This is a genomic window from Pseudomonas sp. NPDC089547, from assembly GCF_050280665.1.
Classification (GTDB): Bacteria; Pseudomonadota; Gammaproteobacteria; order Pseudomonadales; family Pseudomonadaceae; genus Aquipseudomonas.
In genome coordinates, this window is the sequence record NZ_JBNNVS010000006.1 from 82,240 (window position 1) to 103,722 (window position 21,483).

At 62.0% G+C, this 21,483-nt stretch carries 19 protein-coding genes; 10 read left to right on the forward strand and 9 right to left on the reverse strand.

Annotated features, from left to right (window positions below):
• Nucleotides 1–3 precede the first annotated feature (3 nt).
• The 3 genes from ACQKPZ_RS06245 to ACQKPZ_RS06255 are packed head-to-tail and all read right to left on the reverse strand — an operon-like array spanning nucleotide 4 to nucleotide 3,527.
• Nucleotides 4–999 (reverse strand): ABC transporter permease, encoded by a 996-nt coding sequence (locus ACQKPZ_RS06245; RefSeq protein ID WP_119370603.1) that lies wholly within the window; start codon nucleotides 997–999, stop codon nucleotides 4–6.
• Entirely contained in the window at nucleotides 996–2,549 is a 1,554-nt protein-coding gene (locus tag ACQKPZ_RS06250; RefSeq protein ID WP_427536204.1) for a sugar ABC transporter ATP-binding protein, read from the reverse strand. Before ACQKPZ_RS06250 ends, ACQKPZ_RS06245 begins: the two co-directional genes overlap by 4 nt.
• 21 nt (nucleotides 2,550–2,570) lie before the next feature.
• On the reverse strand, nucleotides 2,571–3,527 hold the full coding sequence (locus ACQKPZ_RS06255; protein WP_427536206.1) for a sugar ABC transporter substrate-binding protein: 957 nt from the start codon (nucleotides 3,525–3,527) through the stop codon (nucleotides 2,571–2,573).
• A 401-nt stretch (nucleotides 3,528–3,928) separates the two neighbouring features.
• Between ACQKPZ_RS06255 and ACQKPZ_RS06260 the strand changes: the two genes are divergently transcribed.
• Nucleotides 3,929–5,017, forward strand: a complete 1,089-nt coding sequence (locus ACQKPZ_RS06260) for an asparaginase (RefSeq protein WP_427536208.1) — start codon at nucleotides 3,929–3,931, stop codon at nucleotides 5,015–5,017.
• A 280-nt stretch (nucleotides 5,018–5,297) separates the two neighbouring features.
• Here the strand turns inward: ACQKPZ_RS06260 and ACQKPZ_RS06265 are convergent, their stop codons facing one another.
• Entirely contained in the window at nucleotides 5,298–5,894 is a 597-nt protein-coding gene (locus ACQKPZ_RS06265; RefSeq protein ID WP_427536375.1) for a TetR/AcrR family transcriptional regulator, read from the reverse strand.
• A 190-nt stretch (nucleotides 5,895–6,084) separates the two neighbouring features.
• Between ACQKPZ_RS06265 and ACQKPZ_RS06270 the strand changes: the two genes are divergently transcribed.
• Nucleotides 6,085–7,302 carry a multidrug effflux MFS transporter gene (locus ACQKPZ_RS06270; RefSeq protein ID WP_427536210.1) on the forward strand — a complete coding sequence of 406 codons (1,218 nt, stop codon included), beginning with the start codon at nucleotides 6,085–6,087 and terminating at the stop codon, nucleotides 7,300–7,302.
• A gap of 17 nt (nucleotides 7,303–7,319) precedes the next feature.
• On the opposite strand, the gene ACQKPZ_RS06275 is transcribed toward ACQKPZ_RS06270, so the two are convergent.
• Nucleotides 7,320–7,634, reverse strand: a complete 315-nt coding sequence (locus ACQKPZ_RS06275; protein WP_427536212.1) for a DUF1330 domain-containing protein — start codon at nucleotides 7,632–7,634, stop codon at nucleotides 7,320–7,322.
• Between the two features lie 78 nt (nucleotides 7,635–7,712).
• On the opposite strand from ACQKPZ_RS06275, the gene ribBA reads away from it, so the two are divergent.
• The 8 genes from ribBA (at nucleotide 7,713) to ACQKPZ_RS06315 (ending at nucleotide 17,407) form a co-directional block, all read left to right on the forward strand.
• The gene (gene ribBA / locus ACQKPZ_RS06280) at nucleotides 7,713–8,834 is read left to right on the forward strand and encodes a bifunctional 3,4-dihydroxy-2-butanone-4-phosphate synthase/GTP cyclohydrolase II (RefSeq protein WP_403197811.1); all 1,122 of its coding nucleotides are present in this window, start codon (nucleotides 7,713–7,715) and stop codon (nucleotides 8,832–8,834) included.
• Between the two features lie 351 nt (nucleotides 8,835–9,185).
• A complete protein-coding gene (locus tag ACQKPZ_RS06285) occupies nucleotides 9,186–10,211 on the forward strand; it encodes an ABC transporter substrate-binding protein (protein ID WP_427536214.1) in 1,026 nt (341 codons plus the stop codon).
• Entirely contained in the window at nucleotides 10,208–11,125 is a 918-nt protein-coding gene (locus ACQKPZ_RS06290) for an ABC transporter permease (RefSeq protein ID WP_391129109.1), read from the forward strand. The genes ACQKPZ_RS06285 and ACQKPZ_RS06290 overlap by 4 nt, the downstream gene beginning before the upstream one ends.
• A gap of 6 nt (nucleotides 11,126–11,131) precedes the next feature.
• Complete coding sequence (locus ACQKPZ_RS06295; RefSeq protein WP_132841412.1) at nucleotides 11,132–11,941, forward strand: ABC transporter permease; 810 nt, start codon at nucleotides 11,132–11,134, stop codon at nucleotides 11,939–11,941.
• Nucleotides 11,942–11,960: 19 nt separating this feature from the next.
• Entirely contained in the window at nucleotides 11,961–13,109 is a 1,149-nt protein-coding gene (locus ACQKPZ_RS06300; RefSeq protein ID WP_427536217.1) for an ABC transporter ATP-binding protein, read from the forward strand.
• Between the two features lie 112 nt (nucleotides 13,110–13,221).
• On the forward strand, nucleotides 13,222–14,529 hold the full coding sequence (locus tag ACQKPZ_RS06305; protein WP_427536219.1) for a substrate-binding domain-containing protein: 1,308 nt from the start codon (nucleotides 13,222–13,224) through the stop codon (nucleotides 14,527–14,529).
• A 322-nt stretch (nucleotides 14,530–14,851) separates the two neighbouring features.
• Nucleotides 14,852–15,913, forward strand: a complete 1,062-nt coding sequence (locus ACQKPZ_RS06310; RefSeq protein WP_427536220.1) for a TerC family protein — start codon at nucleotides 14,852–14,854, stop codon at nucleotides 15,911–15,913.
• A gap of 141 nt (nucleotides 15,914–16,054) precedes the next feature.
• Nucleotides 16,055–17,407, forward strand: a complete 1,353-nt coding sequence (locus ACQKPZ_RS06315) for an SPFH domain-containing protein (protein WP_427536221.1) — start codon at nucleotides 16,055–16,057, stop codon at nucleotides 17,405–17,407.
• A gap of 207 nt (nucleotides 17,408–17,614) precedes the next feature.
• On the opposite strand, the gene ACQKPZ_RS06320 is transcribed toward ACQKPZ_RS06315, so the two are convergent.
• From ACQKPZ_RS06320 to ACQKPZ_RS06335, 4 genes are all read right to left on the reverse strand, one after another.
• The gene (locus tag ACQKPZ_RS06320) at nucleotides 17,615–18,004 is read right to left on the reverse strand and encodes a hypothetical protein (RefSeq protein WP_427536222.1); all 390 of its coding nucleotides are present in this window, start codon (nucleotides 18,002–18,004) and stop codon (nucleotides 17,615–17,617) included.
• A gap of 249 nt (nucleotides 18,005–18,253) precedes the next feature.
• Nucleotides 18,254–18,649, reverse strand: a complete 396-nt coding sequence (locus tag ACQKPZ_RS06325) for a hypothetical protein (protein WP_427536224.1) — start codon at nucleotides 18,647–18,649, stop codon at nucleotides 18,254–18,256.
• Complete coding sequence (locus ACQKPZ_RS06330) at nucleotides 18,639–20,045, reverse strand: PAAR domain-containing protein (RefSeq protein ID WP_427536225.1); 1,407 nt, start codon at nucleotides 20,043–20,045, stop codon at nucleotides 18,639–18,641. Before ACQKPZ_RS06330 ends, ACQKPZ_RS06325 begins: the two co-directional genes overlap by 11 nt.
• Nucleotides 20,046–20,166: 121 nt before the next feature.
• Entirely contained in the window at nucleotides 20,167–21,396 is a 1,230-nt protein-coding gene (locus tag ACQKPZ_RS06335; RefSeq protein ID WP_427536227.1) for an acyl-CoA dehydrogenase, read from the reverse strand.
• Between the last annotated feature and the right edge of the window lie 87 nt (nucleotides 21,397–21,483).

Below are 21,483 nucleotides of genomic sequence, written 5' to 3' on the forward strand. Positions count from 1 at the left end.
TTTTCAGTTCCGCCGGCCTGCACGCCGGCTACGGTAAGTGTCGAGCACCACGGCGATGACGATTACCGCCCCGGTGATGATGCGCTTGGTGGGTTCGCTGGCACCGATCTGCGCCAGCCCGGCGGCCAGCACCGAAATGATCAGTACGCCAAAGAACGTGCTGATGACCGAGCCGCGCCCGCCCATCAGGCTGGTGCCGCCGATCACCACGGCGGCGATCACCTGCAGCTCCAGGCCGGAGCCGGCATTGGGGTCGGCCGCTTCAAGGCGCGAAATCTGGAACAGTGCGGCCAAGCCGGCGAGCAGGCCCATCAGGGCGAACACCAGCACCTTGTAAGGGCGCGGGTCGATACCGGCCAGGCGCACGGCCTCCTCGTTGGTGCCGATGCCGATCAGGTAGCGGCCGAACACGGTGCGGGTCAGCACCAGCTGGGCCAGCACGATCACCAGCAAGGCAATGATGAACGCGGGTGATATGCCAAAGGCGACCGGGTTGGAGAACCAGGCATAGGCATCGCCGATGTAGGCGGTGCGCGAGTCGGTGAACTGGTAGGCCAGGCCCCGGGCCATTTCCAGCACGCCAAGCGAGACAATGAAGGACGGAATGCGCCAGGCCACTGTGACGCCACCGGTAATGCTACCGGCCAGCGCAGCCACGGCCATGCCCAGCAACGCCGAGGGCAGTACGCCCCAGCCCCAGCCCAGAATCGCCACGCTCACCGTGGAGGCAGCCAGGGCCAGTACCGAGCCTACCGAAAGGTCGATGCCGCCGATGATCAGCACAAAGGTCATGCCCACCGCCAGCACCATCAGGTCGGGGATCTGGTTGGCCAGGGTGCTGAAGGTGTTGTACGACCAGAAGTGGCTGCTAAGGAACGAGAACAGCACGATCATCGCCAGCAAGGCGCCGGCCAGGCCCAGGTAGGTGCCCAGGCCAAAGTAGGTGCCACTGCGGCGCACGGGGGCGGCGCCTTGGCTGTCGAGCGGGGTGGTTTTCATGCATCCATCCTGGGGGCTGCATCGTGCAGCAGTGCGTCACGTTTCTGATAACCGGCAAAGGCGGCGGCCAGCAGCTGGTCCTGGCTCCAATGGTCGCGGTCGAAGGTGTCGATCAGGCGACCGGCAGACAGCACGGCGATGCGGTCGCAAATCAGCATCAGCTCGCGCAGGTCGCTGGACACCACCACCAGGGCCTTGCCCTGGCGGGCCAGTTCGGCCAGCAGGCCATAGATGTCGAACTTGGCGCCAACGTCGATGCCACGGGTAGGCTCGTCGAACAGCAGCACCTGGCAGTCGCGCTCCAGCCAGCGGCCGATCACCACTTTCTGCTGGTTACCGCCAGACAGCTCGCCCACCACTTGCTGCGCGCCGGCACTGCGAATGCGCATGGCCTGGATCTGGCGGTCGGCCAGGGCCTTTTCTGCCTCCCCGTCCAGCACCCCGGCACGCGATACCGCGCCCAGGTTGCCCAGGGCAATATTGGCGCTGATCGATTGCGTAAGCAGCAGGCCTTCGCCTTTGCGGTCTTCGGTAATCAGTGCAATACCAGCCCGTACTGCGGCCTTTGGCGAATCGATGGTGACCGCCTGTGGGGGAGTGCCCAGCGCAATGCTGCCGCTGTCGGCGCGGTCGGCACCGTAGATCAGCCTCAGCAGCTCGGTACGGCCTGCGCCGATCAGGCCGGAGATGCCAAAGATCTCCCCTGCCCTGACTTCGAACGACACCTCACGCACCTTGTCGGCACGGCTGAGCTTGTCGACCTTGAGCAGTGGCGCACCGATCTGCCGGCGGCCAAGGTCGATATGCTCGCCCAGCTCGCGGCCGACCATCAGGTTGACCAGTTCGGCGCTGCTGTAGCGCTGGATAGGTTCGTCGCACACCCGCTTGCCGTCGCGCAGCACGACGATGCGCTGGGCCACACGCTGCAACTCTTCAAGGCGGTGCGATATGTAGACGATGGCCACGCCGCGCTCGCGCAGGCGTTCGATCTGGGTGAACAGCAGCTCCACCTCGCGGGCGGTGAGCATGGCGGTGGGTTCGTCGAAGATCAGCACATGGCAGTCGCCGATCAGGTTGCGGGCGATCTCGACCATCTGCTGGTGGCCGATGCCCAGCTCGCCAACCGGGGTGTCTGGGTCGATGGCATCGAGCCCGACCTGGGCCATGGCAGCCGTGGCCAACTGGCGCAGGCGTTTGTGGCTGATCCAGCCGAAGCGGCTGGGCAGGTTGTCGAGAAACAGGTTTTCCGCCACGGTCAGCGTGGGCAACAGGTTGAGTTCCTGCATGACCATGCGCACACCCAGGCGCTCGGCCTCGCTGCGGCTGCCGGGCGCGTACGCCTGGCCGCGGTAGGTCATGTGCCCGGTGGTGGGCGTTTCCAGGCCACTGATGAGCTTGGACAGGGTGCTCTTGCCCGCGCCGTTTTCACCGGTAAGGGCCAGCACTTCGCCGGCCCGCAGGTTCAGGCTGACCTCGCCGAGCACGGGCTGGGCGTAAGTCTTGCCCAACCCGTTGGCGGCGAGTATCACTTCGTTGGCCGATGCAGCCATGGCCGCTTCTCCTGCCAGCAATCAGGGCTTGGTAATGAGTTCGACCGGGGTCTGGATGACGTTGTCGGCATCCACGTCCGGCTTCTCGCCCTTGACCATCTTCAGCGCGGCCTGGATGCCGAACACCGCCTGCTGACTGGCTGCCTGATCGAGGGTGGCGAGCACACGGCCATCCTTGAGCATGGGTTTGATGGCATTGATGTTGTCGTAGCCCACCACTTGCACCTGGCCGGCCTTGCCAGCGGCGCGCACGGCCGACACCGCGCCCAGGGCCATGCTGTCGTTGCCCGCCAGCAAGGCTTTCAGGTCGGGGTATTCGTTGAGCATGGAGGCGGCGACGGCGTTGCCTTTGTCGATTTCCCAGTTGCCGCTTTGCACCGAGACGATCTTCATCTGTGCCGCTTCCATGGCGTCCTTGAAGCCGGCCGTGCGTTGCTGGGCATTGGTGGTGGTCGGCACACCTTCGATGATGCCTACCTGGTCACCGGCCTTGAGTTTCTGGCTGGCCAGGTAGTCGCCAACCAGGCGCGCGCCCTTGCGGTTGTCGGGGCCGACAAAGGGCACGCTGATGCCTTTGCTCTTGAGCAGTTCAGGGTCCAGGCGGTTGTCGATGTTGATCACCACCACGCCTTGGTCCATGGCCTTCTTCACTGCCGACACAAGCGCTTTGGAGTCGGCCGGGGCGATCACCAGGGCCTTGGCGCCAGCGTTGACCATTTGCTCGACGATGCGGATCTGCTCGCCGGTGTCGGTCTCGTTCTTGATGCCGTTGGCGATCAGGTCGAATTCGTTGGAATGGGCCTTCTGGTAGTCCTTGGCGCCGTCTTCCATGGTGCGGAAGAACTCGTTGGCCAGCGATTTCATGACCAGGGCGACCTTGGGCTTGTCTTCGGCATGGGCGACAGACAATGGCAGGGCGAGCGAAAGGGAGGAAACGACAGCGAGGGCCAGCAGACGGCCGGGGAACGGCAGTTTCATGGACGATGACTCCGAATCTTGTTTTTTTATCGGATCGCAAACGTTTGCGGTACCTAACTATGGAAACAGGACCGGGGTTTGTCAAATCCGTTTTGCGGTCGGAGGCAAAAGACTACTGGTGCTGATTATCCAGAATTTTTCCGAAAAGCCGAACACCTTTTCCTATGCTTGTTCGGAATGTCGAATGGAATCCCCGTTGTAGGAGCGGCCTTGTGTCGCGATGGGCTGCGCAGCAGACCCGGCAATGTGTGCTAAGGCACCAATTCTGGGGGCGCTACGCACCCCTTTCGCGACACAAGGCCGCTCCTACAAAAAGCAGTACGCGCAAGCTGGTATGAAACATGCCTTGAGTCGTGTGCGACATACAAAAAATCTCACTAGGAAGAGAGAGAACAATAACGATGAATGCTACACTTAAAACCTTCGCCCCCAGCGCCCTCGCCCTGCTGCTGATCCTGCCCGCCACCGCCTCGGCCAAAGAAGCCGAAACCCAACAGAAACTGGCCAACGTGGTCATCCTCGCCACTGGAGGCACCATTGCCGGCGCCGGCGCCAGTGCCGCCAACAGCGCCACCTACCAGGCTGCCAAGCTGGGCGTCGACAAGCTGATTGCCGGCGTACCGGAACTGGCCGACATTGCCAACGTGCGTGGCGAGCAGGTGATGCAGATCGCCTCGGAAAGCATCAGCAACGAAGACCTGCTGAAGCTGGGCAAGCGTGTCGCCGAACTGGCCGAGAGCAAGGACGTCGACGGTATCGTCGTCACCCACGGCACCGACACCCTGGAAGAAACCGCCTACTTCCTCAACCTGGTGGAAAAGACCGACAAGCCGATCGTGGTGGTCGGCTCGATGCGCCCGGGCACCGCCATGTCTGCCGACGGCATGCTCAACCTGTACAACGCCGTGGCCGTGGCCAGCGACAAGCAGTCGCGTGGCAAGGGCGTACTGGTGACCATGAACGACGAGATCCAGTCCGGTCGTGACGTGAGCAAGTCGGTCAACATCAAGACCGAAGCCTTCAAGAGCGCCTGGGGCCCGATGGGCATGGTGGTGGAAGGCAAGTCCTACTGGTTCCGCCTGCCGGCCAAGCGCCACACGGTCAACTCCGAGTTCGACATCAAGCAGATCAGCAGCCTGCCGCAGGTGGACATTGCCTATGGCTATGGTAACGTCACCGACACCGCCTACAAGGCGCTGGCGCAAAACGGTGCCAAGGCGCTGATCCATGCCGGTACGGGCAACGGTTCGGTGTCGTCGCGGGTGGTGCCGGCGTTGCAGGAGCTGCGCAAGAATGGCGTGCAGATCATTCGCTCGTCGCACGTAAACCAGGGCGGGTTCGTGCTGCGCAACGCCGAACAGCCAGATGACAAGAACGACTGGGTCGTGGCCCATGACCTGAACCCGCAAAAGGCGCGGATTCTGGCGATGGTGGCGATGACCAGGACTCAGGACAGCAAAGAGTTGCAGCGGATCTTTTGGGAATATTGAGCCCTGATAGGGTGTGCCGGCGCATACATCGGCGTCGGCCACCTCACGAGGCAGATCGAGGCTCTACCGGAATTCATCTGCCATTCTGGCGGCAGCTGGCCCAAGTTACGCAGCGTCTGGGCCATTGTGATCAATCGCCATAACAGTTATCCCATCAGGGGCGCAGGTTGCCTGCGTGTATGAAGTGGGATATGAGGCTTGCCATTAAGTGCCGAGGATTCGACGGACGGCCACCGGCGTACACAGCTAACGTACGCTCAACGGCTAGACGCAGAGGGAGTCAGCGGTTGAGTGACAGCGAGTCTTCAAGCACCCTCAGCAACGCGGCAGCTCGCCGTTCATAGGCGGCGGGGCCGGCGTACATCAGTTCCACATACAGGCTGTCGATGATGCCCTGATAGGCATCGGCATACAGCGCCACGCGATCGTACCCGGCTGTCCGGCCGTGGCGAGCTTGCAGGGCCTGGCAGAACCCTTCACGGATGCCGTCCAGATATTGTTCAAATCCCGATGTAACAATCGGCTTGATGCTCGCTGGGGGCAGGAATGCGGTGCGCAGCACGAAGCGCAGCTGGGCCGAGCCGCAATAACGTTCGGCCAGGTGCAAGGCCAGCCAGTGCCCGGGCGCCAGGCCGTCGTCGGCTTCCTGCGCGAATGCGTGCTCGACAAAGGCCGTTTCCTGTAGGAGTGCTCGCTGGTAAACCTCCACGAACAAGGCATCCTTGTTGGCGAAGTGCGCATACAGGGAGGCCTTGCGCATGCCGGCCAGCTGGGCGATTTCGTTTAGCGAAGAAGCGTCGTAGCCGTACTCGGCAAAGTGGCCGACGGCGGCATCGCACACGCGCACCGCAGAAGGGGAAAGGTCTTTCAACTGCATCGCTCCGTCAGAGGCGCGGCGGGCCGCGTGCGTCTTGAGCAGGGGATTGTGGTGATCGAAATTGCTCGGGTCAATGCTTCTAAGGAAATTTGACAGCCCCATGAAAAGCCCCTGTTTGACCTTGCCGGGCTCGGCGCATAATATCCGACAACCTACCGGACGGTAGGATAAGAACCAGTCAGAGACAACCATGCAAGCAAATCCCTCTCCTCCGCTACCTTTCCGCTTCGCCCTGGGCCTTGGCCTGGTCGGCGCGCTTGGCCCATCCGCCGTCGACATGTACCTGTCGAGCCTGCCGGAAATCGCCAACCACTATCAGGCCAGCTTTACCCAGGTACAGCTGACACTCACCTTCTTCCTGCTGGCCATGGGCGCCGGCCAGCTGGTCTTCGGTCCCATCGTCGACGCCTGCGGCCGACGCAAGCCGTTGTTGGCCGGCCTGATGCTGTTCATCATCTGCTCGCTCGGCGCCGCAGCCGCCCCCAGCCTCGACACCTTGATCGCGCTGCGCTTCTTCCAGGGCCTGGGCAGTGCACTGACCCTGGTGGTGATCATGAGCATGGTCCGGGATGTAAGCCAGGGCGTCGAAGCCACCAAATTGTTTGCCCTGCTGATGACCATCGAAGGTGTGGCCCCCATTTTGGCGCCGGCTCTGGGCGGTATGATCGACACCCATTTCGGCTGGCGTGCGGTGATGCTGGTACTCGCCGGCATGGGCCTGGCGGTGCTGGCCAACAGCCTGTTCAACCTGCCTGAAACCCTGCCACCCGGCAAACGCGAACCCCTGCGCCTGGGCCACGCCTGCCGCACGTACATTGCCCTTCTGGCCGACCGCCGCTTCCTACGGCCGACCCTGGCAGTGGCGGCGGTGTTCTTCTTCCTGTTCGCCTACATTGGCGGCGCCACGCTGGTGTACCAGGCCCACTACGGCTTGAGCGCCCAAGCCTTTGGCCTGCTGTTCGGCGCCACCGGCGTATCGGTCCTGGTCGGCGCCATGGCCGCCAGCCGCCTGATCAACCGCCTGGGCCTGAAGACGCTGACACGCCTGGGCGTGCTGTGCATGGCCGGCGGTGCCTGCATCAGCCTGCTCGGCGCCCTCACCGGCCTGGGCCTGCCAGGTGTGGCCGGTGGCATGGTGGTGGCACTGTTCGGCCTGGGTATTGCCGAATCGACGCTGATGTCGTTGGTGATGGCTTCGCAGCAGAAGTCGCTGGGCTCTACAGCGGCCATGCTGGGTGCCATCCAGTTGTCGGTGTCTGCCAGTGCTGCACCCCTGGCCGCAGTGGTACTCAACCACGGCCCCACCGCCTGGGCCGCATTGCTGGCGCTGTGCACCCTGGTGGTGTGCCTGCTGACCGCCCAGAGCCTGCGCGACACCCCTGCCAGCTTTTCCCTCGCCGGGCATTGATGCCTAGGCACTGAGGGCTAATTCGCCTGATTATTGGCTAACGGCTCGAACCCTTCCACAATGATCACCTCGGCCGTCGCCACTCCCTGGCGATGGCTGCACGCCTCCTGGTACAGCGCGGACCGGTAGCACGCCACCGCCTGCTCGTACGAATCAAACTCGATCACCACGCTACGCTGAGGGGTAGGCCGCCCTTCCATCGCCTCGCTGCGCCCGCCACGGGCCAGGAAGCGGCCGCCGAACGCCTTGAAGGCAGCCGGGGCGCGCTGGGTGTACTGCTGGTATTGCTCGGGGTCGGTCACATCCACGTGGGCGATCCAATAGGCCTTCATGCGCTGCTCTCCTGTTTCGGCGATATTTGTGTATGATGGTATACCATAAAAATCACCCCACCACAGTGAGTGTGCAACATGGCTTTCAACACCATCGAGGAACTTCTCGAGGACTACCGGCAAGGCAAGATGGTCCTGCTGGTGGATGACGAGGACCGGGAAAACGAAGGCGACCTGCTGATTGCCGCCGAGCGTTGCGATGCCCAGGCCATCAACTTCATGGCCCGCGAAGCGCGCGGCCTGATCTGCCTGACCCTGACCGACGAACACTGCCAGCGCCTGGGCCTGGAGCAAATGGTACCGGCCAACGGCAGTGTATTCAGCACGGCGTTCACCGTGTCGATCGAGGCCGCCACAGGCGTGACCACCGGCATTTCTGCCGCCGACCGGGCACGCACCGTGGCCGCTGCCATGGCCGCCAACGCCCGCCCCGAAGACCTGGTTCAACCTGGCCACATCTTCCCCCTGCGCGCCCGTGAAGGCGGGGTATTGACCCGCGCCGGCCACACCGAAGCCGGTTGCGACCTGGCCCGGCTGGCCGGTTTCAGCCCGGCCTCGGTAATTGTCGAAGTGCTTAACGACGATGGCACCATGGCCCGCCGCCCGGACCTTGAGGTATTCGCGGCACAGCATGGCATCAAGATCGGCACCATCGCCGACCTGATCCACTACCGCCTGAGCACCGAACAGACCATCAAGCGCATCGGCGAACGTGAACTGCCGACCGTGCACGGCACCTTCCGCCTGGTCACCTATGAAGACCGTATTGAAGGTGGCGTGCACATGGCCATGGTCATGGGGGACATCCGCCGCGAGCAACCCACGCTGGTGCGGGTGCATGTGATCGACCCGCTACGTGACCTGGTGGGTGCCGAATACGCCGGCCCGGCCAACTGGACGTTGTGGGCGGCCTTGCAGAAGGTGGCCGAGGAAGGGGCTGGCGTAGTGGTGATCCTGGCCAACCATGAATCCTCCCAAGCCTTGCTGGAGCGCGTACCACAGCTGACCCAGCCGGTGCGGCCTTATCAGCGTGGGCAGTCGAAGGTGTACTCCGAAGTGGGCACCGGGGCGCAGATTCTGCAAGACCTGGGCGTGGGCAAGCTGCGCCATCTGGGGCCACCGCTGAAATATGCGGGGTTGGCGGGGTACGAGCTGGAGGTGGTGCAGAGCATTCCGTTCGAGCCCGGGATGGCAGGTTGACGCAGCCCCCCTGAGCGGCCTTGTGTCGCGACAGGGCCGCAAAGCGGCCCCAACAATTCCAGTGTCGACGCTGAAATCCCGGGGCCGCTTCGCGGCCCATCGCGACACAAGGCCGCTCCTACAAAGGTTCGCGGCAGCGTGCAGAGGACGGAGTGATGGCCGGTCGCCTCATGCCTCTTGCGAAAAGTTTGGAATACCATAATATGATATCCCGTAGACCTTGAATCTGCAGGCCGGCACCTACAATTACAAACGGCCACCCAGACACTTTGTTTTAGCTGCTCCCCGAATACTGTTGGCGGGCGCTCCAAAAGCCCCGCCTCGAATAACAAAAGCAACGAGGGCGTAACCATGCTGTTGAGCAAACGTGTAACCGCAGTGCTGTCCGCCAGCCTGCTGACCCTGGCATGTCAGGCCGTCCAGGCCGCTGACAGCCTGAATTTCGTCAGCTGGGGCGGTACCACCCAGGACGCCCAGAAAGAAGCGTGGGCAGTCCCCTTCACCAAAGCCACCGACATCAAAGTCGTCCAGGACGGCCCCACCGACTACGGCAAGCTCAAGGCCATGGTCGAAAGCGGCAACGTGCAATGGGACGTGGTCGATGTCGAAGCCGACTTTGCCCTGCGCGCCGCCAGCGAAGGCCTGCTGGAACCCCTCGACTTCAACCAGATCAAACGCGACAAGATCGACCCACGTTTCGTTTCCGACCATGGCGTGGGCTCGTTCTTCTTCTCCTTCGTGCTGGGCTACAACGAAGGCAAGCTCGGCGCCAACAAGCCGGTGGACTGGACCGCGCTGTTCGACACCAAGACCTACCCCGGCAAACGCGCCCTGTACAAATGGCCGAGCCCAGGCGTGCTGGAACTGGCCCTGCTGGCCGACGGCGTAACGCCCGACAAGCTGTACCCGCTGGACCTGGACCGCGCCTTCAAGAAGCTCGACACCATCAAGAAAGACATCGTCTGGTGGGGCGGTGGCGCCCAGTCGCAACAGCTGCTGGCCTCGGGTGAAGCCTCGCTCGGCCAGTTCTGGAACGGCCGCGTCTACGCCCTGCAACAAGATGGCGCGCCAGTGGGCGTGAGCTGGAAGCAGAACCTGGTCATGGCCGACTTCCTGGTCGTCCCCAAAGGCGCCAAGAACAAGGACGCGGCCATGAAGTTCCTGGCCAACGCCAGCAGCGCCGAAGGCCAGGCCGAGTTCGCCAACAAGACCGCCTACGCGCCGGTGAACGTCGACAGCGTGGCCAAGCTCGACAAAGACCTGGCACCGAACCTGCCGACCGCCTACGTGCAGGACCAGGTCACCCTGGACTTCGCCTACTGGGCGAAGAACGGCCAGGCCATCGCTGCCCGCTGGAATGAGTGGTTGGTCAAATGAAAGTCGCCATCAACGCCCTGCATAACGCGCAAGGTGCCCCCACGGGCGCCGGCGCCCCGGGTACGGCCCCCCGTCGCGCCAGCCTGACCCAGCGCTGGAAAGGCAGCCGCAACCTGCTGCCGGCCCTGCTGTTCCTTGGCCTGTTCTTCTTTGCCCCGCTGGTCGGCCTGTTGCTGCGCGGGGTGCTGGAGCCAACGCCGGGGCTGGGCAACTACGAGCAGTTGTTCGCCAACTCGGCCTACGCACGGGTGCTGTTCAACACCTTCTCGGTGGCCGGTGTGGTGACCCTGATCAGCGTGCTGCTGGGCTTCCCGCTGGCCTGGGCGATCACCCTGGTACCCAAAGGCTGGGGCCGCTGGCTGCTGAACATCGTGCTGCTGTCGATGTGGACCAGCCTGCTGGCGCGCACCTACTCGTGGCTGGTGCTGCTGCAAAGCTCGGGGGTGATCAACAAGGCGTTGATGGCCATGGGTATCATCGATACCCCGCTGGAAATGGTGCACAACCTCACCGGCGTGGTGATCGGCATGAGCTACATCATGATCCCGTTCATCGTGCTACCGCTGCAGGCGACCATGCACGCCATCGACCCGATGGTGCTGCAAGCCGGCTCCATCTGCGGCGCCAGCCCGTGGACCAACTTCTGGAAGGTGTTCCTGCCGCTGTGCCGTTCGGGGCTGTTCTCCGGGGCGCTGATGGTGTTCGTGATGTCGCTCGGTTACTACGTCACCCCGGCGCTGCTGGGCGGGGCGCAGAACATGATGCTGCCCGAATTCATCATCCAGCAGGTGCAGTCGTTCCTCAACTGGGGCCTGGCCAGCGCCGCCGCCGCACTGCTGGTGGTCATCACCCTGGTGCTTTTCTACCTGTACCTGAAGCTGCAGCCGGAATCCCCGGTTGGCAACGCGAGGTAAACCGCCATGCTCCTGTCTCCCAATGCCATGGGTCGCCCGCTGCGTACGGGCCTGTACCTGACCACCGGGGTCATCGCGGCCTTCCTGCTGCTGCCGGTGGTGTTCATCGTGTTGTTGTCGTTCGGCTCGTCGCAGTGGCTGGTCTTCCCGCCGCCTGGCTGGACCTTCAAGTGGTACGGCCAGTTCTTCTCCAACCCGGAGTGGATGGACGCCGCACTGGCCAGCCTGAAGGTAGCCGTGCTGACCACCGTCGCTGCCGTGCTGCTGGGCCTGCCCAGTGCATTTGCGCTGGTGCGTGGCCGCTTCCCGGGCCGTGAGCTGCTGTACGGGCTGTTCACCATGCCGATGATCGTGCCGCTGGTGATCATTGCCGTGGCGGTGTATGCGCTGTTCCTCAAGCTCGGCTACACCGGCACGCTGTTCGCCTTCGTGGTCAGCCACGTGATCGTCGCCCTGCCCTTCACCATCATCTCGATCATCAACTCGCTGAAGCTGTTCGACCAGTCGATCGAGGATGCCGCGGTAATCTGCGGTGCCTCGCGCCTGCAGGCCATCTTCAAGGTCACCTTCCCGGCCATTCGCCCGGGGATGATCGCCGGCGGCCTGTTCGCCTTCCTGGTGTCGTGGGATGAAGTGGTGCTGAGCGTGATGATGGCCAGCCCCGACCTGCAGACCCTGCCTGTGAAGATGTGGACCACCCTGCGCCAGGACCTCAGCCCGGTCATCGCCGTGGCCTCGACCCTGCTGATCGGCCTGTCGCTGTTTGTGATGTTCATTGCCGCCGCCTTGCGCCGGCGCACCGAAACAAACGCCTGAGCGCGCGGAGAAAACAACAATGAGTGCAGTGATCAAAGACAACGCGCCCGCCAAGACCCTGGTCAGCCTGCGCGGCCTGAACAAGCACTACGGCGACTTCACCGCCGTGGACAACCTCGACCTGGAAATCCAGGACGGCGAATTCCTGACCTTCCTCGGCTCCAGCGGCTCGGGCAAGTCCACCACCCTGTCGATGCTGGCCGGTTTCGAGACGCCCAGCAGCGGCGAGATCCTGGTCGATGGCCAGTCGCTGGTGAACGTGCCGCCGCACAAGCGCGATATTGGCATGGTGTTCCAGCGTTACTCGCTGTTCCCGCACCTGAACGTGCGCGACAACATCGCCTTCCCGCTGGCCATCCGCAAGCTCAACGCTGCCGAGACCGCCAAGCGGGTCGACGCCATGCTCAAGCTGGTGCAGCTGGAGAAGTTCGCCCACCGCAAGCCCTCGCAAATGTCCGGTGGCCAGCAGCAACGCGTGGCCATTGCCCGGGCGCTGGTGTACGAGCCACGCATCCTGCTGATGGACGAACCACTTGGCGCGCTGGACAAGAAACTGCGTGAAGACCTGCAGGACGAATTGCGCCAGCTGCACCGCCGGCTGGGCATCACCATCGTCTACGTCACCCACGACCAGGAAGAAGCCATGCGCCTGTCCCAGCGCATCGCCATCTTCAGCCATGGCAAGATCGTCGGCCTGGGCACCGGTTACGACCTGTACCAGAACCCGCCGAATGCCTTCGTCGCTTCGTTCCTGGGCAACTCCAACTTCCTGCGTATCAAGGCCAGCAGTAATGGCGCGGGCAGCTTCGAAGGCCAGCCGGTGGCCATTCGCCTGACCCCGGGTCTTACCGCCGCGCAGGACGCACTGATCATGGTGCGCCCGGAAAAAGCCTTGGCCCTGACCGCCGAACAGGCCGCGCGCGAGCCGCTGCCAGCGGGCTGGAACGAAGTCAGCGCCAAGGTTGGCGAAGTGCTGTTCCTGGGCGAGAGCCAGACCTGCCATGTGGTGACGGCGGGCGGTACCGAATTGACGGTAAAGGCGCTTTCGGCGGCGGGCATGCCGATGCAGCCGGGTGATAGCGTGAAGGTGCGCTGGGCAGTGGCGGATGCCTGCATCTATACCGAGTGGGCCGAGAGTGACTTGAGCAAGTCGGCCGGGGCGCATTGAGATCGCCGGGGCCGCTGTGCGGCCCCAGCAACCACCGCCCCACTGACTGTCACATTATCATCACGCCACTGTCGTAATCTGCCGGCCAACTCTATGCCATAGGCCACCCGGCATGCCTCGCCTGCTTGTCTTGCTGCTTACCTTGCTACCACTGGCGACCCTGGCCGAGCCCACTCACCTGCGCGTGCAAGGCTCCAACACCATCGGCGCGGCCTTGCTGCCGGCGCTTGTCCAGGGGCAACTGCGCGCACAGCACGCCACCGCCATTGCCCAGCAACCTGGCAACGTTGCCAACGAAACCGTGATCACCGCGCAGGACGCGAATGGCCAGCCGGTGCGCATCGATATTGCCGCCCACGGCTCCAGCACCGGCTTCGCCGCCCTTGGCCGGGGCGACGCCGACCTGGCCGCCGCCTCACGCCCGGTCAGCGACAGCGAAGTACGCCAGCTGCGGGCCTTGGGCGACCTGCGTGCGGCCAGCGCCGAACAAGTCATCGGCCTGGATGGCGTCGCGGTTATCGTTCACCCCGACAACCCGCTACCACAACTCTCCACGGCTCAACTGGCACAGGTTTTCTCCGGGCAGATCCAGCGCTGGGAGCAATTGGGCGTTGCTGGCGGTGCCATCCACCTGTACGCCCGTGACGACCGCTCCGGCACCTACGAAACCTTCAAGGCATTGGTACTGGAGCCCCAGCACGCTGAGCTGTGGAGCAAGGCCCAGCGCTTCGAGTCCAGTGACGAACTGGCTTTGCGAGTGGCCACCGACCGCCAGGCCATCGGTTTCAGCAGCCTGGCCGCCGTTCACGGTGCCAAGGTGCTGGCGGTGGCCGAAGGCGACGCGCCAGCCATGTTGCCAGAGCGTGCGCTGGTGGCCAGTGAGGACTATCCGTTGTCGCGCCGGCTGTTTTTCTACCTGCCGGCCAACCCCAAGCCGCAGGCCAAGGCGCTGGCCGACTTCGCCCAAAGCCCGGCTGGCCAGGCCATCGTCGCCCAGCAGGGTTTTGTGTCGCAGCAGATCAACGCCCAGCCGGTGTCGCTTCAGGCCGACATGCCGCCGCGCTACCGTACCCTGGCCCAGCAAGCGCAGCGGTTGAGCGTGAACTTCCGCTTCCAGGAAGGCAGCGCCAGCCTCGACAACAAGGCCCTGCGCGATGTGCAGCGGGTGGTCGAATACCTGCGCCAGGCCGGCAAGTTGCAGAGCAAGGCGGTGCTGGTAGGGTTCGGCGACCCCAAGGAAACACCCGGGCGAGCCGCGCTGCTATCGCGCCTGCGGGCCCAGGCAGTGCGCCGCGAACTGGCGCGCGATGGCGTGGAGGTGCTGGAGGTGACCGGGATGGGCGATGAATTGCCGGTGGCCGGAAACGAGCTTGAGCAGGGGCGGCTGCGTAACCGCCGGGTCGAAGTGTGGGTGTATTGATCTACAAAACGTCCCTCTGCCCTGTGTAGGAGCGGCCTTGTGTCGCGATGGGCTGCGAAGCAGCCCCGGCAATTCTGTGGCAACTCGGAAATCCTGGGGGTGCTTCGCACCCCTATCGCGACGCAAGGCCGCTCCTACAGTTGACCGCATTACCAAATCACTCGAGGTCGCCCTGGCAAAGAAATGTAACAGCTCCCCATTCGGTATCCCCTGCAAACGGGTCTAGGCTCAAATTCATGTGATACCGGGCCCCTCTGACGGCTGCCAAGCCGTGATGTCGGATCACTGTTGCCATGCAACGTCGACATTCAAGGAGGGGCTCATGACAGCTCTGCAAGCATTCCTCACCACCCCTGTACTCGGTACCAGCGCCTGGTTGTGGCTGGTATTCATGGCCATCGTCATCGGTTTGCTGGTGCTCGACCTGGGCGTGCTGCACCGCCACGACCGGGAAATCGAAATGCGTGAAAGCCTGCTGCTGTATTCAGGCTACTTCAGCGTCGGCGTGCTATTCGGCGTCGGGGTCTGGTACCAGTTGGGCGCGCAGTCGGCGCTGGAGTTCTACACGGGCTTTCTGGTCGAGCAGTCGCTGTCGATGGACAACGTGTTCGTCATGGCGATGATCTTCAGCTACTTCGCCATCCCCCGCCGCTACCAGCACCGCGTGCTGTTCTGGGGCATCCTGGGGGTGGTCTTCCTGCGGGCGATCATGATTGGCGTGGGCGCCGCGCTGGTGCAGAACTTTGCCTGGGTGCTGTACCTCTTCGGCGCCTTCCTGTTGTTTACCGGGGTGAAGATGGCGCTGTCGAAGGAAGACAGCCACCCGGACCTTGCCAACAATCCGGTCATCAAGTTCGTGCGCCGGCACATGCGGGTCACTGACCAGATCCACGGCTCGCACTTTTTCATACGCCAGACCCCGCCCGGGCACAGCAAGGCACTGCGCTATGCCACCCCGCTGTTTCTGGCACTGGTGCTGATCGAGCTGGCCGACCTGGTGTTCGCCGTCGACAGCGTGCCTGCAATCTTCGCCATTACCCAGGACCCGTTCATCGTCTACACCTCCAACATCTTCGCCATCCTTGGGCTGCGCTCGCTGTACTTTGCGCTGTCGGCGCTGATGCACCGGTTCGTATACCTGAAGTACGCGCTGGCGTTGGTGTTGATCTTTATTGGCTGCAAGATTTTCTACCACGGCATGGTAGGTAAGGTGCCGGCGTTGCTGTCGCTGGGGGTAACGTTCGGGTTGCTGCTGGGTGGGGTGGTGGTTTCGTTGGTCAAGACCAGAGGACAGAAAGTGGCGGCCGAGTCTGAGCAACCGAATCCTGTTTCGAATGCGACCACGACACGAGAAAAAGACGAAGACCCGCAACTGCGAGTCTGATTTGCTGTGATGCAGCCTGACGAGGGTGGATTTTTCCTAATCAATCCAACGATTTTTCCTACGCAGGGTATGCGAGTGGCCTGATTGTGAACACAGGGACAGCTTCGCCAGCATGGTGACTTTCCGCACAAGGAGTGCTCCATGCAAAAGCTGTCTGTTCCTGACCTTTCCCAATTTCGTATCAACCACAAGCTGGTTGCAGTCGTTGGCATCCCGATCCTGGCCGCTGGCTTACTCGCAACAATGTTCAATGGAGTGTTTTTCTATAACGAAGCGGGTCAGATGACCCACGTACGCACGATCTTTGGCGAAGAGAAAGTGGTCGAAGACGTTGGCTACGCCACAAAATGGTTCGGCCGCAGTACAGCCTGGCGCCGTACCATCGGCGTCCAATCTTCCTTGCGCATGGACAATCCGGAAGACGTTCGCGGCGGGCATCCGTCCATCACACTGGACAATCTGCCCATCGTGTTTCTGGGCAATGTCGATGCGAAGGCAGAATTCAGTACCCAGTTTCGCCTGCCTTCAGGTGAAGCCTTCTTGAAAATCGCCCAAGAGTACCGCACACCAGACAACTTCCTGCAACGTGCATTATTGCCGGCGGTAAAGGAAACGCTGCAAGCCACGGCCTCACTGATGAGTGCCGACGATTACTATGCGGGTAACCGTAGCCACTTCGGTGCCGAATTCGAGAATCAGCTGCGCAACGGCCTGTACTTGACCAGCCGCAAGGAGATCCGCGTTCAACGTGAAAATCATCCGGCCCAAACCGCGATTCTGCAGGCCGGCACCGAACAGGGTAGTTTCGGGGACAACAGCGCTACCCGTTTCGTCATCGAAAAGAAACTCGACAAAGATGGTCGAGAGTTGCGCAAGCAACAGCAATTCCGCCTGTTTGGCGTCGAAGTTGTCGACGCGCGTGTCACTCATATCGACCCTAACCCGCAGTATCAGCAACGTATGGTCCGCGTACAACAGGCGCTGGCCGAACTGGCCGTGGCCCGGCAAAACCGGCTCAAGGAAGAAGAAGAGAAGGAACTGGTCTCTGCCCGTGGCGCCAAGGACGTCGAGGCCAAACGTCAGGAAAGCCTGCGCCAGCAAATCGAACGTACCACCGAAGCCGAGACCGAGAAACAGCTTGCGCTGATCAACGCGGAACGTGAGAAGCGCCGCGCCGAGATCGACAAACAGACGGCCGAACTGCTTCGGGACAAGGCCCGTGTCACGGCAGAAGCGACCAAGATCACGGCCGATGCCGAAGCCTACGCCCGTGAGGCCACGCTCAAGGCGGATGGCGCCCTGCAAACCAAGCTGGATGCGATGGTGAAGATCAACCGGGCCTGGGCAGAGGCTGCTGCAAGGGCGCCAGTGCCGAGCGTAATGATGGGGAGCCCCGAATCAGGCATTGGGCGGCAGGATGAAATGAGCAAGCTCATGAGTGTACTGGCTACGAAAGCCGCCAACGATCTGGTGATTGACCTGAAGACTCAGTAAGCCTTCGCTGGCCTCTTCGCGGCTTAAGCCGCTCCCACAGGGATCGAGTACGCCCAAGACTTGCACAGTACCTGTGGGCGGCTTAAGCCGCGAAGAGGCCAGTACGAGCTGGCGAAGAGTCAACTTCTGTCACCACTAGAGCGCTCCCAGGTGACGTACCGCCGCCTGGAAGCCGCTCTAATGAGAATTGACGGGCCTGAGCAGTGATCATTTCTTGATAATGAAATAACCCACCGCCGCCCAGACTGATGAGATCAGGATCAGCCAAAGAGCTGCCCCTAATTTTCGCCTCAACTTGGGCGGAAACCTTTCAAGTTCCGCCTCGTCCAACCATCCCAAACGCAAATGAAGCCAAGGAAATGTGACCAAAGCGCTTACCGCGCTCATCAGTAGACATCGAGACCTCAGATTCCCTCCGCCCCATACGGGCTTCATCTGTTCCAGGTAGGGATTGCTGGTAATCGCTGAAAGAGCGATATCAAAATCCGTCGACAGCGCTATCTGAACATTCACAGCAATACCGACAAGGCCGATGATGAAGGGCGCAACTAAGAAAGCTATTCGCAGGTATGGCGACCAGCTATCAAAGTCAATCACCCTTCACCTCATAAATCATTTCACCCACCTTCTCGCCAGCTGCGCCAATACCAATAGAGCCTGCCGCAGAGCCGGCGCCAACTAGGACGATCCCGCATACGGGAACGCCAAGGCCGCCGGTACCCACCGCGAAAACACCGCATAGCGTCGTAGCGGCAGCACCTGCGATGTAACCTCCCACCATCCCTCCTCCTAAGCCACCAGCGAAACTACCCGTTTCGCCCCTGTTCGAACATAGTTGACGGCTGACTACGCTTTGGAAAGCTCGACTACTGCAACTGCAATAGCAATCCAGACAAACCCGACAATTGACAGCCACGCCGATATCCCAAGCCTTCGTTTGAGTTTTGGAGGAAATGTTTTTAACTCATTAATATCCAGCTTGCCGTATCGCAAAGCCAATCCGGGGAACGTAACAAGACCACCTATACTGCAGACCAAGAGCCATCGCCACTTCAAACTTGAAGTTCCCCAAGCCACCTTCACTTGCTCCACATATGGGTTACTCGTAATCGCTGAGCAGACCACATGAAAATCACGTGTTAGCGTGATGTAAAGGCTAATGAAGACCCCTATGAGGGAAACCGCGAAGGGAATAATCAGGAATAGTATCTTCAGTACGACAGGCCAGCTTTCAAAATCCATCACTTGAAACCTCATAGATGAATTCCCCCAACGACCCGCCCGCTATTTCCCCTACTTTTGCTCCAACGAGACTACCTGTTCCCGCAACAACTATGCCACAAATCGGAAGGCCTATCCCCGCAGTACCTGCAGCAAAGACTGCACACAATGTACCAACGGCAGTGCCAGTCAATGCTGCCCCCGCCGCAGCGCCACCTACCCCCATACTGAACGCTCCGGTTTCAACATATTGGATCCTTTCACAAGTTTCTGCGTTGCCGGCACGACAACCCTCCTGCACTTTTAAGTACGAAGAAGTCCCACCCAGCCCAATCGCAGCGTACCCGCCATATTCAAGGTACTTGCTCAGCCGCGCCACCTTATCCAGATGCGTCGCATACCCCGGAATCTGCCCCGGCCCACCGGCCTTCGACCAGTGGTGCACAAGGCTCTTGGTCGAGATATTCAAGCTCTTCTTCAGCCGCTCATAGCTACCCAAGTTCAGCTGTTTGTTAAGCAATGCCGTTTTCAACTGTCCATCCAGCATTCCTAGCAACCGCCGCCGTTCGGCAAAGAAGCTTGGACTGTTCAGGTGGCCGTGGCGCATGAACTCCCGCTGGTGCAGTTGCTCGATACTGGTCAGCGTCTGACTGACCTGCTTCAGGCCTTGCTCCAGCATGTCCTTGCCCACGCCCATGGACAGGCTAGCGTCGCTGAGCAACCCCGCAATCTCGGCCTGATGCTTCATCATGAAGTCCGCTTCGGCGAAATCGAGCACCGCCAGCGCACGGCGTGCGTGCTGCGCCGCCGCCATCAGCTGGCCTTCCTCGCGGGTGCAGGCGTCACCATTATCTGGGTCACCAATAACGAAAATTTCCCCGGCCTTGAACCCCTGTTCGAACGTAGGGTTAAGCCGCTGCAACCGGGAAATTGGCAACGTGGCATCGTGTTCGGCCAGCTCCAGCAGTACCTGTGCAAATGACATGCGCCGCGGAACAACGTAGAAGCCAGGCTCCAGGGTACCGGGCATGGCTACGGCAATGGGTTGCGAGAAACGTTCGGGGTAAACGGGGGTTGATGGCTGGGCAACGTGGGTATTCGCGCGCACTGCAATGGAATGCCTGGACGGCGGTACTTCATTTACTGGTGCAACCACCCGATTGCTACCCGGCGAGCAACCACAGAGCACCAGCGCACCGTCCATGGCCACCCGGCGGCCATCGGAAATAAAATGGTCCACGCCTTCGGCGACCATTCCCACCTGCCCACAAACAGGGCATGCCGTGGTGTGGTCGCCTTCGCGCAGCACCATTCGACCCTCGTCGAGATAGCCGGCACCCGTCGCAATACACACGGCCCCCGTTGTGGTCACATCACCATCTACCGCCTGACCTTTTCCCTCTAGGCTGACGCGCATCTTCAAGCTCCCTGTGGGTGGATAGGGTTGGAAACCTAACACCCACCGGGCGGCCTTAAGCGCTTGGAGCGGAGAATCAGAAGCGTCCTACAAGTTATCCTGAACTGGCGGTAGCAACCCGCTATCGCCCGCTGCGCAACATCTCCACCGGCACATACTTGCCAATCTCATACTTGCCAATCGCCGCCCGGTGCACTTCATCCGGCCCGTCAGCCAGGCGCAGGGTACGCTGCATGGCGTACATGTAGGCCAGCGGGAAATCGCCGCTCACCCCTGCCCCACCATGCATCTGGATCGCCCGGTCAATGACCTTCAAGGCCACGTTAGGCGCCACCACCTTGATCTGCGCGATTTCGCTGCGGGCCACCTTGTTGCCGACGGTGTCCATCATGTACGCCGCCTTCAGTGTCAGCAGCCGGGCCATGTCGATCTCCATGCGCGAGTCGGCAATCTTGTCGACGTTGCCGCCCAGCCGTGCCAGTGGCCGGCCAAAGGCCGTGCGTTCCACCGAGCGCTTGCACATCAACTCCAGCGCACGCTCGGCCATGCCGATCGAGCGCATGCAGTGGTGGATACGCCCAGGCCCAAGGCGCCCTTGGGCAATCTCGAAACCGCGGCCTGCGCCAAGGATCACGTTCTCATACGGCACGCGCACGTTCTCGAACAGCACTTCGGCATGGCCATGCGGCGCGTCGTCATAACCAAACACCGGCAACGGGCGGACGATCTTCACACCGGGCGCATCGGTGGGCACCAGCACCATCGAGTGCTGCAGGTGGCGTGGCCCTTCAGGGTCGGACAGGCCCATGAAGATCATCACCTTGCAGCGCGGGTCGCAGGCGCCGGAGGTCCACCACTTGCGGCCGTTGATCACCCATTCGTCACCGTCACGCACGGCGGTGGCGGCCATGTTGGTGGCATCCGAGGAGGCCACGTCCGGCTCGGTCATGGCAAATGCCGAGCGGATCTCGCCGCGCAACAGCGGTTCCAGCCACTGGCGTTTCTGCGCTTCGCTGCCGTAGCGCACCAGCACTTCCATGTTGCCGGTATCCGGCGCCGAACAGTTGAACGGCTCGGGCCCGAGCAGCGAGCGGCCCATGATTTCGGCCAGCGGCGCATAGTCCAGGTTGCTCAGGCCAGCGCCGTATTCCGACTCGGGCAGGAACAGGTTCCACAACCCTTCGGCGCGGGCCTTGGCCTTGAGTTCTTCCATGATCGCGGTGGGCTGCCAGCGGTCGCCTTCGGCAACCTGGCGCTCGAACACGGCTTCGGCGGGGTAGACATAAGCGTCCATGAACGCAGTAACGCGCTCACGCAGTGCCTGGACCTTGGGCGAATAGGCGAAATCCATCGGGGCTACCTTCACGGTTCGGAAAACATGGGCCTGAGCCTAGAGCAGCAAGCGCCCATCCACCTAGTCTATTTTCCGCGTGTATAA